The organism is Streptomyces sp. NPDC059900, assembly GCF_050270335.1.
In the GTDB taxonomy this organism is placed as follows: Bacteria; Actinomycetota; Actinomycetes; order Streptomycetales; family Streptomycetaceae; genus Streptomyces.
Map to the genome: position 1 here is coordinate 1 of NZ_JBNNJZ010000195.1, position 13770 is coordinate 13770.

14 protein-coding genes are annotated in these 13770 nt (G+C 68.3%); 5 read left to right on the top strand and 9 right to left on the bottom strand.

Annotated elements, in window-relative coordinates:
• Nucleotides 1–982: 982 nt before the first annotated feature.
• Entirely contained in the window at nt 983–1297 is a 315-nt protein-coding gene (locus tag ACQKIP_RS23770; protein ID WP_365859164.1) for a hypothetical protein, read from the bottom strand.
• A 947-nt stretch (nt 1298–2244) separates the two neighbouring features.
• Here ACQKIP_RS23770 and ACQKIP_RS23775 point away from each other — a divergent pair.
• Nucleotides 2245–2844, top strand: coding sequence for a hypothetical protein (locus ACQKIP_RS23775; protein WP_365859166.1), 600 nt, complete (start codon nt 2245–2247; stop codon nt 2842–2844).
• 723 nt (nt 2845–3567) lie between these two features.
• On the opposite strand, the gene ACQKIP_RS23780 is transcribed toward ACQKIP_RS23775, so the two are convergent.
• The 4 genes from ACQKIP_RS23780 to ACQKIP_RS23795 form a co-directional block, all read right to left on the bottom strand.
• Nucleotides 3568–3966: a PIN domain-containing protein gene (locus ACQKIP_RS23780; RefSeq protein WP_365859168.1), complete on the bottom strand. Its 399-nt coding sequence runs from the start codon at nt 3964–3966 to the stop codon at nt 3568–3570.
• Nucleotides 3963–4244 carry a hypothetical protein gene (locus tag ACQKIP_RS23785; RefSeq protein WP_365859170.1) on the bottom strand — a complete coding sequence of 94 codons (282 nt, stop codon included), beginning with the start codon at nt 4242–4244 and terminating at the stop codon, nt 3963–3965. Before ACQKIP_RS23785 ends, ACQKIP_RS23780 begins: the two co-directional genes overlap by 4 nt.
• Before the next feature lie 359 nt (nt 4245–4603).
• A complete protein-coding gene (locus ACQKIP_RS23790; RefSeq protein WP_365859172.1) occupies nt 4604–5005 on the bottom strand; it encodes an SgcJ/EcaC family oxidoreductase in 402 nt (133 codons plus the stop codon).
• Between the two features lie 25 nt (nt 5006–5030).
• Nucleotides 5031–5327, bottom strand: coding sequence for a CopG family transcriptional regulator (locus ACQKIP_RS23795; RefSeq protein ID WP_365859174.1), 297 nt, complete (start codon nt 5325–5327; stop codon nt 5031–5033).
• A 258-nt stretch (nt 5328–5585) separates the two neighbouring features.
• Between ACQKIP_RS23795 and ACQKIP_RS23800 the strand changes: the two genes are divergently transcribed.
• On the top strand, nt 5586–6218 hold the full coding sequence (locus ACQKIP_RS23800) for a DUF4232 domain-containing protein (RefSeq protein ID WP_365859176.1): 633 nt from the start codon (nt 5586–5588) through the stop codon (nt 6216–6218).
• 43 nt (nt 6219–6261) lie between these two features.
• Here the strand turns inward: ACQKIP_RS23800 and ACQKIP_RS23805 are convergent, their stop codons facing one another.
• The 3 genes from ACQKIP_RS23805 to ACQKIP_RS23815 form a co-directional block, all read right to left on the bottom strand.
• Nucleotides 6262–6555, bottom strand: coding sequence for an SCO4225 family membrane protein (locus ACQKIP_RS23805; protein WP_365859178.1), 294 nt, complete (start codon nt 6553–6555; stop codon nt 6262–6264).
• Nucleotides 6556–6620: 65 nt separating this feature from the next.
• A complete protein-coding gene (locus ACQKIP_RS23810) occupies nt 6621–7301 on the bottom strand; it encodes a response regulator transcription factor (protein ID WP_365859180.1) in 681 nt (226 codons plus the stop codon).
• Entirely contained in the window at nt 7298–9694 is a 2397-nt protein-coding gene (locus ACQKIP_RS23815; RefSeq protein WP_365859182.1) for a histidine kinase, read from the bottom strand. Before ACQKIP_RS23815 ends, ACQKIP_RS23810 begins: the two co-directional genes overlap by 4 nt.
• 185 nt (nt 9695–9879) lie before the next feature.
• On the opposite strand from ACQKIP_RS23815, the gene ACQKIP_RS23820 reads away from it, so the two are divergent.
• Nucleotides 9880–10386 carry a DUF5707 domain-containing protein gene (locus ACQKIP_RS23820; RefSeq protein ID WP_365859184.1) on the top strand — a complete coding sequence of 169 codons (507 nt, stop codon included), beginning with the start codon at nt 9880–9882 and terminating at the stop codon, nt 10384–10386.
• An 18-nt stretch (nt 10387–10404) separates the two neighbouring features.
• On the opposite strand, the gene ACQKIP_RS23825 is transcribed toward ACQKIP_RS23820, so the two are convergent.
• Entirely contained in the window at nt 10405–11118 is a 714-nt protein-coding gene (locus ACQKIP_RS23825; RefSeq protein WP_365859186.1) for a TetR/AcrR family transcriptional regulator, read from the bottom strand.
• A 254-nt stretch (nt 11119–11372) separates the two neighbouring features.
• Here ACQKIP_RS23825 and ACQKIP_RS23830 point away from each other — a divergent pair, with 254 nt between their 5' ends.
• Nucleotides 11373–13310 (top strand): YncE family protein, encoded by a 1938-nt coding sequence (locus ACQKIP_RS23830; RefSeq protein ID WP_365859188.1) that lies wholly within the window; start codon nt 11373–11375, stop codon nt 13308–13310.
• A 61-nt stretch (nt 13311–13371) separates the two neighbouring features.
• On the top strand, nt 13372–13737 hold the full coding sequence (locus ACQKIP_RS23835) for a PH domain-containing protein (RefSeq protein WP_365859190.1): 366 nt from the start codon (nt 13372–13374) through the stop codon (nt 13735–13737).
• Nucleotides 13738–13770: the final 33 nt, after the last annotated feature.

The following is a 13770-nucleotide window of genomic DNA, read 5'->3' on the forward strand; positions in this document are numbered from 1 at the left end:
GTGCTAAGTCAGGCTAGCAAGGGGAGGCAGCCTGCACAACGCGGCGTTTCTCAGTGTGATCGACGCGGCAATCGTCATGGTTTGACCCATCACGCAGCGTCACAATGTGACAGAGGTCACGAAATCTCTTCTAGCCACATCAGCCCTATCCACGTGGATCGAGGACCCTTTTTTAGGGTGCGGCATCGACCGGGAGGGCGGGCTGACCAGGAAGCCTCAACGCAAATGTGACCCTGATCACTATCTACGCAAGGCCGAAAACGGAATCATTGCGTCACTTTTAGACGCATGATAGAGGAAGAGCAATTCGGGCGAATGTGGAATTGCCGCACGTGAAAGCCCAGGTACACGTGATCCTAAATGCACGGATTGCCGATTCAGTGCGGGCGATATGAACGCTTGTTCACGTTTTGCCTGTTTCACGGGGTGCAAGTGTGGCGCACCACACGTTTCTTGAACGTCGGTTCTCGCCTGTGAGCCAATTACTCCAGCGCCCCAACCGGGGTGCTCCTACAGGCCTTTGGCCGCAGCCGTGTCTGCACATGGCTGCGGCCCCCTGCTCGAACAGGGGGCCGCCGGGTAATTGCATCCAGCACCTAGAAAGGGCCTATACCCATGGCCAACCGTAAGCCCGCGTGCCGCTTCCGCGCAGTGACCGCGCTCACCCTTCGCCGTCGGAACGTCTTGGCAGCTACCGGGACCTCCGCCGTGGGATCACTCCTTGGCGTGAGCGTTCTCGCCGGGGCCGTCGAACCCGGCACCGGGACCGCCGTCGCCGCCATCGCTAGCGCCACAGCAAGCACCATCGCTCTCCTCGTTCGCCGTTCGCCGCAGGAGGAGAGCGGAAACGTAGCGCTTGGCAAGTAACGACGGATACCTCGGATGCCCTGGGCAGCCTCGCCCAGGGCATCCAGCCGATGCGCACGGGCGCGCGGGCAAGGCCGAGAGTGATCAAGAGCCGATGGTATGAGGGGCAGCACTTTCAGCGACCCGGCTTCCACTCCGTATCGAGGAGAGCAGCGTGTACGGCCGCGACGATCATCGTGAGGGCGAGGACGAGCCCCTCCCAGTTCTTCGAGTTGCCGAGGATCGTCGCCACGATGACCGAGCCATAGATGATCACTGCGTAGAACACGGGCACCGCCATGCTGACAACGCGCTTCTTGGCCGCGATGAAAAACAACGGTGGTGCCAGAAGGCCAGCTGAGACCACGATTGCGACGACCCAAATCACCTTGTGTGGGGTTTTCGCGTACATGCGGGCTCGGATAGGAGCATTGAGGTGCGAACTGCTCATGGTCCCCCCTTGCTTCGACCAGCCCCTCCAGTGTGACGCACCACACACGGCTGTGAGAAGCGGTACGGCGCCAATACGGAGCGAACGTCAGCTCTACACTCCGCCAAAGGCGTCTGGCTGTGCCAAACGCGTGCCAGATCCTGCGGGGAACCAGGGGGAACACCGGGTGCCAACCCGACGAGCGGTCCGGCGCTGACACCGGTTCCGCCCCAGGTCAGCCGAGCAACCGTACGTAGATCACCTCAGCTTCCCAAGCTCAGGTCCGGGGCGTCGTTGTCCTCGCCGATGGACTGAGAACGACCCATCGCCATTGCGTCGGGTGGGCATGTTTGGCAAGCGCCTAGGTCGGGCATTGACGCGGCACAGCTAGCATCGGCGTCGCTAGTGGTACACCGCCTCTCAGACCGACGCCGGGCTTCCGAGTACGTGGAGTCGAGGCCCCATTGCGGGTGTGCTCGACCAGCCGAAACGAGGTACCGGCGTGAGCGTTGGGGACTGGGCACTTGCAGCCATTGGCGCCATCACGAGTGCCACGCTTGTATTGGGTCATCTGCTGGATCAGGTACCCAAGCTGGCAAGGAAGACGATCTCAGCCGCGAGGGCTGTTCGCTCCGTCAAGCGCGAGATCCGGAAGAACCCAGATCACAGGAACACCGCGCGGTGAATCTCTCGGGAAGTAGCCACGACTGCCGCATCTTCCACACGCCCGCGGTCAGTCCTTGGCCAAGATGACCGGTCGGCCCGGGCGCAAGCAGCGTAACGGTAGGCCTGCGGAGCGCTGGAGCCCCTGCAGTTTCAGTCCCTACGCAACCGGCATTAGCGTCAACCACCTCGCGTAGGTAACGCAAGACGTACTCCGCGGCGGACTGCATTGACACCATCCAGGGTCAGGACCACGGTCACCGGACTCAGCCGCGAACGACAGCAGGGCCAGCGATGCAGTATCGGTGACGACTGCCGTGGGCTGCACTCTGAGAGAGGAGTTCGTGATGACGCTCTCCCAACTCAACTTCGGAGAGACGCTGGCTGCGGGGGCAGTGAACGCGCTTCTTACGGCTGTCTTCATCGGGATCGTTGCCGGCCTCATCGTGAAGAGGTACGAATCTATCCACGAACTGCGCTTACAGACGCGCGAGTTGGAACACCAGACCAGGGTGGCGTTACGCACGACATACTCGCAGCTCCTCGTGGCCCAACGCCATTCTCGGCAAGCCTCCGTCCAGCTTGCGCAGGCTGGCGGCGAGTCATCTGATCCGGATCTAGCAAAGGCGGCTGGTGCCGCTCATGACGAGTTCATCAACCATTACCACGGCCTCAACCTCGATGCATCGGCGGAAATGTGGCGTGACGCGCGTGGCTTGAGGAAGATCCTTGACGACATGCTGAACTCTGCACGGAGTGGCGATGCCCCAGGTTGCGAACAGCTCGCTGGCCACGCTCGTGCCGCTCGCCAGAACCTTGAGCGGAGCTTTCGAGTTCGGCTTGGCCACGAGCCGCTTCAGGAGAGGAGGGACTTGGGTAAGTACGACCGGGGGCCGGGTAATTGATAACTAACGCGACCTCCGTCTTTTACGGGCTCGGGACAAGGATTCTCGTAGCGCAACTCGCATCGCGCCGTCTCCCTTTCCGTCTCATTCAGCCCCGTTCACGGCCGTTTCAGACAGTCCCGAACTTGTCCTGGTGAGGGCTGTCGACCGCCCACGACCCAGGTGAACGCCCCACACACTTCCCAACGCCCCGCCAGCACAGTTGAAAAGCAGGCGTTTGCTCCTGCGCCAAGACCGAACTCAGTGCGCGGCCGACGCTGACAGGTCTCTCCTTAGCCATCGACGGAGCCCGACCGGTGGTTAGGTCCCGGGCTGTACCGGGCCGCCCCCATCCAGAGTCGGGGATGCAGCTGCTCTACAGAGCTGGACACCTCGGAAGTCGGCCGCGCGTTCGAGACTCTAGCTATCAGCACTGACAACGTGCCCGCCTACGAGCACGATTGCGCACGCTCTGCGGCTCGCACCACAAGCGCACCAGATCGGGCAGGGAACAGCGGGGAATCACGGTGAACGCTGCCAGGCCCAACGGGACCGCGCTCCCACCGTTCGCCCACGTCAGCGCCCAGACCGGCATCAAGTGATCGCAGCTTCCCAAGCTGAGAGCCCAGGTCATGGACCTGGGGGTTCTTTGTTGCCCGGACGTGCTTCAAGCAGCCCCCCGCGGCAGGCTGCGTTATGAGTTTCCCTGGTGGTCCAAACGCCGCAGCTATGAGGCGCCGTGGCTTAGGCCTTCTCCGCGATCAGGCGTGGATGCCCGGCTGTGAGCAGTTCGATGTCTTCCACGTCCGAAGTCAGGATCGTCACCCGGCCGGGGTGTTGCAGGGCGGTTGCGCACAGCATGGCGTCGATGGCGTACTTGTGGCCGTGCAACCCCGCCGCACGCAGCAAGGCGGCAGCGGATTGTGCGACGCCTTGAGTCACGGGCTCGACACTCAGGCGGGAGAGGGTCCACCTCAGTGCGGCGTCGTTGATCTTCGGATGAATCACCTCGACCAACACGGCTGCTGAGGTGATCACGGGCAGGTCCGCGTCGCGAGCCGCTGTCAGCCACTCGTGGAGCTCCCGGTCACGCTGTACGGCCTTTGCCAGGCCCTCGCTGTCCAGAACCAGGGCACCGCTCACGCGGCCGCCCCGGCGTTCGTGGCGCCACCGGTCAGCCGGGCACGCTTGGCCGCCACGGCCTCGGGGTCTGCCGGGCCGTGCACCTTGTCGAAGTCCGCAATCAGCTCGTCGAGGTTGTCGCGCTCGATCTGTCGCTGGGCCGCCTTCTCCAGGTAGGCCGAGACGCCTCGCTTGCCGACCCGCTCGCGGATAGCCTGCAGGGTTCCGGCAGTCAAGGTGACGGAGATACCACTGGTGGGGCCGTCGCCGGGCGGGAAGTCTGCATCGTCGTCAGTCACACATTGAGTATGCCATTCAAAATGGCATAGCGTACGGCGAGTGCACCACGCGGCGCTGGCCGAAGCCTGTGCGTTAGTTCTTCCGGCTACGGCCCTGCGCATAGGGGCCGTTCTTGTCGTTCCGCCATGCTTCGTCATCGGGGTCGCGGGCTTCGCCGTCCGGGTTGTCTCCGGGAGTCGGAATGTGCTCTCCCCTGTTGACCTTGGCCAGCTGCGAGATGAGGGGGTCAGGGGGGCCGTCGCTGAAACGGTTGGACGCGCGCTCGGGGGGCGGCTCAGGTTCCGGCTCCGGCTCCGCCCCCTCCTCATGCCTCAACGTCCTTGTGCGGATGGCGCATTGGCTTCGCTGGTGAGCTGCTTCAGGCGGCTCGGACCTCGGTGTTCTGGGCGGCGTGCAGGAGCCAGTTGCCGTCGGGCTGCTTGGTCATGACGTAGAGCGGGGCGCCTTCCGTGTCGCCGGCCGGCGAGTGGTAGATCTGGCGGATCTTTACGGCCGCCACGTCGGGGCGCAGGAACTGGATGTGCACTGCCTCGTATGTGACCTCACCGTCCCACTCGGCATTGGGCAGCACGGCGCGGGTGAACTCGGCGATGGCGTCGAAGCCTATGAGGACCTTGCCGTGGGCGGTCGTCCAGAGGGCGTCGGGGTGGAACAGCGCGAGGAAGCCCTCGGCGTCTCTGGCGCGCTGAACCTGCTCGACGGTGGCCACGATCTCCTCGATGGCCTTGATGTCTGCGCTCTCGGTATCCATGCGCACCATCCTGGAATCTCAACCTCGCTTGAGGTCAAGGACTTGGTGCGCTCGATGCCGACGCGTCAGAGCAACAGGTCGTGGGGCAGGACGCGGAAGGCCGTACCGCGTCGGCGACCGTGCCCCCGGGCTCGGACTTGGATGGCGTGCGACCACGTCCCTCGAAGGTCCGCGAGAACAGCGGTTCATCCCAGGCCCGGTTCGCCATCGCCGCGAGGTGGATGCCCTGTCGGATGATCTCGGCCTCGCTTACGCCCCTGCGCTTGGCGGCCTCTTTGATGATCGCCAGGTCCTCGGGATCGGCGTACACACTGGTCCGCTTCATGGGCATGCAGCAAACGTAGTCCATGCGGCGGAGCTTGTTTCGTGGGTCTGCTGTTGCAAATTGATGCAAGAGGCATTCGGTTACGGGGCCGTCCCGGGTGGCGGGCGATTGGAGTGTTTGGTGGGGGATTTCGTGGGTGCTTGTAACAGGCACGTATTAGGGAGTGGGTGAGTGGAACGTTTCCTGTCGGCAAGTGGGTCCTCTTGATCAGTAACGCTCGCTCGTGCCGGACAGACAGCCGGCACCGACCGCAAGGAAGAAACGATGCGCGCCAAGAAGATGACCCTCGCCGCCCTGGTCCTCACCGCCGGTCTCTCGCTCACCGCCTGCAATGGCGACGGCGACTCCAACGCCGGTGGCGCGTCGAAGGACTCCGGGGCCTCTTCCTCCTCTTCCTCGGACTCGGGCTCCGGCGGCGACAACGCCTCGAACAGCAGCAGCGACGACACCTCCACCGAAGCCGCCAAGGGCAGCGGCACCGGCAGTGGTGGTGGGCAGGTCACCACCGGTAACTGCAAGACGGCCAACCTGGAGTTCGGCACCGCCCACGGCATGGGCGAGGGCGATCTCATGGTCAGCCTCAAGAACACGAGCGACACCTGCTCACTCAAGGGCTTCCCCGGCGTCGACCTGCGGTCCGAGGACGCCTCCGGGCCGCTCAGCGCCGAGCGCAGCAAGGTCTCCGCCCCGGCCGTCGTGCTCAACACCGGTGAGACGACCCGCTTCACCCTGCACACCCCGCCGAAGAAGGACGGCGACGACGGCGTCTACGTCAGCGCCATCGAGGTCACCCCGCCGAACGAGACCCACTCCAAGTCCCTCTCGACCGACCTCAACCTTCCCGTCGGCGCCGACGGCGAGGTCTTCGTGGACCCCGTCGGCACCGGCAAGCAGTGAGTCGCACCCTCCCCCTCGCCAGCCGTGCCTTTTCGCGCCTTCTCTATCGCCCGCTTCCCCTGCTCAGTGCTCGTCCGCACCAGTTGATGATCGCCGCGTTCACCAGTGCCCCGACCGCCACCGCCACGATCACCATCGCGGTGCCGCCCGGGAGCAGCAGGAGTACGAAGCTTGCCGGGGCCGTGGCGAGCAAGGGGATCACTCCCGCCATGGACTCGTCCGAGGTGTCGGTTGCCGTCACCACCAGTGCCCACACCAGCAGCGCGGCGCAGACCGCCAGGTAGGCGAGGGCGACGGCGGCACCGGCCGTGGGGCGGCGAAAGGGGCGGTCGGGCATGGTGGTGGCTCCTCCGTTGCGGCGATCGGTACGTGCGGGCGTCGGTACGTGCGGGCGTCGGTACTTCAGAGGTGGCCGCCCGGTGGGTTCGGGTGGGTCAGGCCCAGGTCGTACGCCAGGATCGTGGCCTGCACCCGGTCACGCAGGCCGAGTTTGCGCAGCAGCGCGTTCACGTGGGACTTCACCGTGCCGACGGTGATGCCGAGGTCCTCGGCGATCTCCGCGTTGTTGAGGCCGGACGCGAGCAGCGTGAGTACGTTGCGCTGGCTGCCGGTCAGGGTGTCCAGGCCCCCGGGACTTCTGCCGGGGCGGGCCCGCTCGGTCCCTGACGCGTAGTGGCCGATCAGTCTGCGCGTCGCCGACGGCGCGAGCACGCTCTCGCCCGCCGCCACCACCCTGATGCCCTGGAGCAGTTCGGCGGCGTGCACGTCCTTGAGCAGGAAACCCGAGGCCCCCGCGCGCAGCGCGTCGAAGACGTACGCGTCGAGATCGAAGGTGGTCAGGACCAGGACCCTGGGTGCGTTGTCCCGGCCCGTGATGATCCGGGTGGCGGCGATCCCGTCCAGCTCCGGCATCCGTACGTCCATGACGACCACGTCCGGCGCCAGGTCAGCGGCCAACCGCACCGCTTCGACTCCGTCCGCCGCCTCGCCGACCACCGTCATGTCGTCCTCGGCGTCGATCACGGCGGCGAAACCCGCCCGCACGATGCCCTGGTCGTCGACGACCAGCACTTTCAGGCTCATCGTTCGCTCTTCTCGTCGGGCGGCATGTCGGGCGGCATGTCGGGCGGTGTGTCGGGCGGTGTGAGAGGCCAGGTGAGGCGGAGTGTGCTCGCCCGGGCCGTGGTCAGAGTGCCCTCCAGCGCCTCGACCCGGACCGCCAGCCGATCCCGTACGGCGGACACCGCGGAACTCGGCACTCCGGTGGCCGTCAGCGTCAACGTATCGCCGTCCGCGTCCAGTTCGAGCACCGCGGGCTCATCGCCGCCGGGCGCGAGCAGGGTCTCGGCGGCGTGGTAGGCGGACAGATCCACGGCGGTGGGGAGGCGGTCCGGTACCCGGGCCGTCACGCGTATCTCCACGTCGCGTCCCGTGGCCCTGACCTGGTGGGCGAGGAGGTCCAGGGCCTGGACGGTGGGCTGTGGTCGTCGCTCGTCGGCACCCTCCGGTCCGCCTTCCCCCTCCCGCACCGTGTCGAGCAGCGCGCGCATCGCCGCCAGTGCCTCGCGGGCCCGTTCGGCGGTCTCCGCCAGCCTGCCCGCCTCCGCCTCCGTGACCATGTCCGCGGTGCGTGCGAGGACGGTGGTCTCCAGGCCCGCTGCGATCCGGCGGCGTTCGGCCCACGCGTCCCGGACGGCCTCCTCGGTCCAGGCGGCGAGGCGCTCCTCCCGTACGTCCCTGGCGGCCACGTCACGTCGGCGCGCCAGGCCCCCGGCCCAGCAGGCCGCGCCCACCGCCAGGGCCGCCCCGGCCGTCGCGCACACGGCCACCGCCCACGCGGGAGCCGTCGTGCCGCGAACCAGGACGGCGGCGGTCGCGGCCCCCGCGTGCACCACCACGGCCGAGAGCGCGACCCCGAGCCCGGCCGCCAGCCCGACCCCACGCACGCCCCCGACCACCCGCACCGGCCCCGCGACCAGCGCCGCGCAAGTGCCGAGCATGCTCAGGGCAGGCGGCAGTACCGCAGGCCCGGTGTAGTCGCCCGCCGCCATCGCCACCGGCCACAGCGGGGCCAGCGCGAGCAGGACCCCGAGGGCGGTACGGGGCGCGCGGCGCAGCCACAGCAGCGCGACCGCCTGGGCCGCCGCGAGGAGCGCGAAAAGCACGCCTGCGGACACGTGCTGCGCGTTCGACGCCGTGTCGCCGTCCGCCCTGATCACCAGCGCCGGGAGCAGCGGTTGCAGGACGAGGCCGGCTGCCGCCGTCAGTTGCGCCAGGCGGTAGTTGCGCGTCTCGGCCTGCTCCACCGGGGCCGCGGTACGGCCGGGCAGGACCGCGCGCACCTCCCAGCCGCCTTCCGCCGTCGGCCCGCTGTGCAGGGTGCCGCCCGCTTCCCGCGCCCGGGACCGCAGGAAACCCTGGCCGCGTCCGCCGCCCAGTCCGGCGCCGTGGGCCCGCGCCACCGGTCTGGACCGCGCAGGGGCGCTGGTGACGACCACGTCCGTACGGGTCTCGCCGTACCGGCACAGCACCGTCGTCCGCGCACCCGGAGCATGCCGTGCCACGTTGGTCAGTGCCTCGCGGACGATTCCGTACGCCGCGTCCGCGACGGCGCCGTCCGGCAGCGGGCCGACCTCCGGGTCCACCCGCTGGTCCAGGTCCACCTCCTGGTCGAGGCGGCAAAAGCCCGCGACCAGGCCACGCAGCCGCTCCTCCGGCGACGGAAGCTCGCCCCGCGAGGGCGCCGGCGCGCGCACCGCGCCCAGCGCCCGGCTCACCTCACGGCCGGTCTCGACGGCGAACCCCGCTGCCTCCGCGGCCAGTTCGGGTCGCCGCTCGCGCAGTCCGAGCGCCGCCCCCACCGTGACCACCACCGCCGTCAGATGATGGGCGCTCACGTCATGCAGCTCACGTTCCATGCGGCGCCGCTCGACCGCCGGGAGGCGGTGGCGCTCGGCCTCGGCCCGCTTCAGCCGTTCCTCGGCGGCCCGACGTGCGCGATTCCTCCGGCGTACGAGGAGACCGGCGCCGCACGCGGTCGCGTAGAGCAACGCGGTCAGTACGAGGTCGAGTCCGCCGGGGTCGCTGAGGCCGTGCAGGGTGATGCCCTGGAGGAGTTGCCAGACGGCGAGCGCCACCACGCTCAGCACGGCCGTGAAGGTGTCGCGCTCGGTCGCCACGGCGAACAGGGCGAGCGCGACGCCTGCGGTCCCGAGCACCGCCGTCGCCCCGGCGGGCAGCGGCCCGGCGCCAAGAGCGCAGGCGGCGGCGACCACGACGAGGGCGACCACCGGGCGGGTACGGCGCAGGGCGAGCGCGGCGGTCACCACTCCGGCGACCAGGGCCGCCACGAGGAGGGCGGGCCCGGACGGCAGCTCCCCGCGCACCAGCGCAGCGCAGGGCCAGACCACGGCCTGGGCGCAGATCAGCAGGACCGGGGACAGCCGGACGTCGTTTCGGCACTTGACTCGGTACATGACGGATCAAGGCTATGTCCGCAGGTGAACGGCCCGGATCCGGCCGAAGGCCGATGGCGTCGCGCCGCTTCTCTATCTCTGGTTCGAGACGGCAATCGTCCGGCAGCCCGAGGCCACGGGGTGCGTGCCGCCCTAGCGTTGATCACATCTTCCAGCCCCCCACCCAGATCTCAGGAGGCACACCCATGTCCAAGCCCGGCCGCACTCCCAGCCGCACGCCCAACCGCAAGCGCATCGTCGTCTCCTCGCTCGTCGGCGCGGTCGTCGTCGGCGGAATCACCGCAGGCGGGATCGCCATGGCCTCGGACTCGGCTCCGAAGACGCCCCCGGCCCTGAAGAACGGCTCGGCCCGCTACACCGCCCCCGCGCCGGACGGCGGCACGGGCTCGCTCACCTTCACGGCGGACGTGAGCGACGACTCGGGTGTGCGGGGCCTCAAGGTCCTTGCCTGGCCCGCGAGTTCGAAGCTCGACCCGACCGAGGCGGAGCTCCGGAAGGCGGAGAGCGCCACCTGCCGCAAGACCACGGGCGCCACGGAAGAGACGTCCCGCTGCACCTACACGCTGAAGGTCACGAAGAAGGAGGCGGCCGACCTGGCGCCGGGCACCTGGTACGTCTCGGCGCGGGCAACCGCCAAGGACGGCGACACGAAGTTCGTGCCCCGCGCGGCCACCTTCGAGGTCACCCGCTGACGTCAGCAACCGCCGACGTCACCCGCCGACGTTGCGGGACGCGCGATGCGGACCCAGTTCCGTCAGTACGTCGCCGAGTCGGTCCGCGGTCAGAGCCGAGCCCGGCAGCTCCGGTACCCCCGGCGAGGCACGCAGGCCGTCCAGGAACAGGGCCAGCGGCCGACGCCAGGCAGCGGGCGTAGACGCAGGGGCAGCCGTGGTAGACGCGGTAGCCGCCATGAGGGCCGGAACCGCGCGGCCGAGGGCGGCGAGCGCGAAGAGCACGTCCTCGGTGGTGACGTCGGCACGGACCGCACCCTGTTCGCGCCCCCGGCTCAGCAGGATGTCCATCGTCTCGCGGTTGTGGGCGTGCACGGCCTGGAGCGCGTCGATGCCCTCAAGATTGGTGGTCATCAGGTCATTCGTGCCGCGGTCAGCGGCCAGCGTGACGAAGACGGCCTGCAGATAGTCGTTCAGCGCGGCCCAGGCGTCCGGCGCGGTCCGGGCCTCCTCCCCCGCGGTCATCGTGCCGGTGAGCAGGTCGTGGAAGACGGCGTTGATGAGGGCGGCGCGGGTGGGGAAGTTCCGGTAGAGCGTCGCGTTCCCCACGCCCGCCCGGCGGGCGATCACGTCCAGCGGCGCTTCGAGCCCCTGCTCGGCGAACTCCGCGCGGGCCGCCTCCACCAGAAGCTCCCAGTTACGCCGCGCGTCCCGCCGCCGCGGAGGCACCGGGCCCTGCGAACCTCCGGCCATCGTCACTCTCCACCCACATTGACCCAAGCGGGGAGCACTCCCCGATAGTGATGCCGACAGCGATGCTATCCCCGGAGCCGAAACCCGGGAGCCCATGAGAAACCCCCTCCCCAATTGTCCCCGCCATGCCATACGCTGCGCCACAGCAGCCGCGCCCCGCGCGTAACCGCACTTCAGCGGTCACGTCCGGGTGTTGCGCGGCGCTCTCATCTCCCCGGCCATCCACCGGGATTCTTTGTGGGGGTACACACACTGTGCGCACGCGCAGCATTTCTGCCGCGACAGCTCTCGCGGTTCTGTTCAGTTCGGCGGCCCTGAGTGTCGTCACGGCCGGGTCGGCGGCGGCCGCTTCCGCCGTTGTCGCGGTGCCGGGGGGCATCGTCGCGGACGGCGGGCTCAAGCGGGTCTTCGTCGGTGACCGTACGGCCGGGAAGGTCATCGCCGCCGATTACTCCGGCGCCCTCGTCGACTCGGTGAGCGGGGTCAGCGGGGTCTCCGATCTCGCGCTGTCCGCCGACGGGTCGACCCTGTACGCCGCCGCGCAGGACACGCACGAGGTCGTCGCCCTCGACGCGGCCACCCTCGACGTCAAGGCCCGCTACGCCGTCGACACCACCGACGGCCCCACCCATGTCGCCTTCGCCGGCGGCAAGGTCTGGTTCACGTACGGCGACCAGTGGGACGGCGACCTGGGTTCGGTCGATCCGGAGGACGGCTCGGTGACGCTCGGGCTGTTTCCGCAGCCGCATCCCGGAATCCACGACGCGGGTCTGCTCGACACCGACCCCTCCGCGCCCGGCCTGCTCGCCGTCGGCGAGACCGGTCTGTCCACGGACTCGATGGCCGTCGTCGACGTCTCCGGCAGCACTCCGCAGCTGACCGCCTGGCACAACGGCGACTACTCGCTGAACGACGGCATCAGCGACATCGACCTCGTCCCCGGCGCCGCGCAGGTCCTGGTCAACGGCACCCAGCGCGACGCCTACGCGGACGGGAAGTTCAAGGCCGCGGGCGCCTACCCTTCCGGCCACCGCGCCGATATCGCGCCGAACGGGCTCGTCGCCCAGGCCAAGGGCGACAAGGTGTCGGTCTACCGGCCCAACACCTCCCAGCCGATCCGTACGTACGACACCGGCACGGCCGACATGATCGGTGCGGCCGATCTTGCCTGGGCCCCGGACTCCTCGCGGCTCTTCGCCGTCGCCGAGTCCGGCAGCGGCTACACCCTCAAGGTGCTCACCGACCCGACCCTGAACGCCCCGGCCCTCACGGTCAGCGCCCCGTCCACCGCCACCCGCGCCAAGAAACTCACCGTCACGGGGAAGATCACGGCGACCGTGCCGCTGCCGGGCGGCACCAAGCTCCAGGTCACCCGCACCGACGTGGAGAGCCCCGACGGCAAGGCCCTGCCCGCCGTCACGGTCAAGGCGGACGGCTCCTACTCCTTCACCGACACACCGCCCGCCGGCGGCAAGGTGACGTACAAGGTCACGTACGCGGGCGACGCCGAGCACACGCAGGTCAGCGCATCGGACAAGGTCGACGTCTCCCGCACCAAGGCGACGCTGACGGTGAACAAGAACGGCAAGGTGTACGGCTACGGCGCCGACGTCTCCTTCACCGCGCACCTCGGCTCGACGTACAAGAACCGCACGGTCGAGATCTGGGCCAACCCCTACGGCGGCGACAAGCCCGACAAGCTGGTGAAGACCGGCAAGGTCAACTCCAGCGGCAACATCTCCGCCACGGTGGACATGAAGCGCGACACCGTCGTCACCGCGGTCTACAAGGGCGACGCCCGCACCGCGCCGAAGACGGCGAAGTCCACGGCGTACGCCAAGGTCAAGATCTCCACCTCCGTCTCCAAGCACTACAAGAAGGCGAAGATCGGCTCGACGTCGTACTACTGGTTCCACAAGCGGGCCGACCCGGTCCTGACCACGACCATGAGCTACTACAAGGGCCGCAAGCAGCGCTTCGACCTGCAGGTCTACTCGGGCGGCAGGTGGCACTCCGCCGACTCCGAGTACTTCCCGATCGGCACGAACGGCAAGTCGGCCATCACCCTGGAGGGGCCGGACCAGTCCGGCATCAAGGCGCGGATGCGTTCCACGTACGTCAACGGCTCGTCCGGCGACAACGTGAACTCCACGACCTACGGCGCCTGGAAGTACCTGTACTGGTCCAACTAGGCTCGTAGAGATCCAGTTCGGACAAGTTCAGTCCGGAAGTTCAGTAAATGGGGGGTTTCACATGGCACTGTTCGGAAACGCGCACACGATCAATCCGGCGACCGCGCAGCAGGACTACGCGCGCCTGCTGGGGCACGGCGAGCAGGTGCAGGCGGCGTTCCTGCTGATCCGCGACACCATGCTCTTCACCGACCGCCGTCTGGTCCTCGTCGACAAGCAGGGGATAACCGGCAAGAAGGTCGAGTACCACTCGGTCCCGTACCGCAGCATCACGCACTTCGCGGTGGAGACCGCCGGGCACTTCGACCTCGACGCCGAGCTGAAGATCTGGCTCTCCGGCAGCCACGAGCCGATCCAGAAGACCTTCACCAAGGGCGTCGACATCTACGAGGTGCAGGCGATCCTCACGCAGTACGTGGCGCGCTGAGCCACCAGCGGCCCGCCCCGCGAACCGACACGG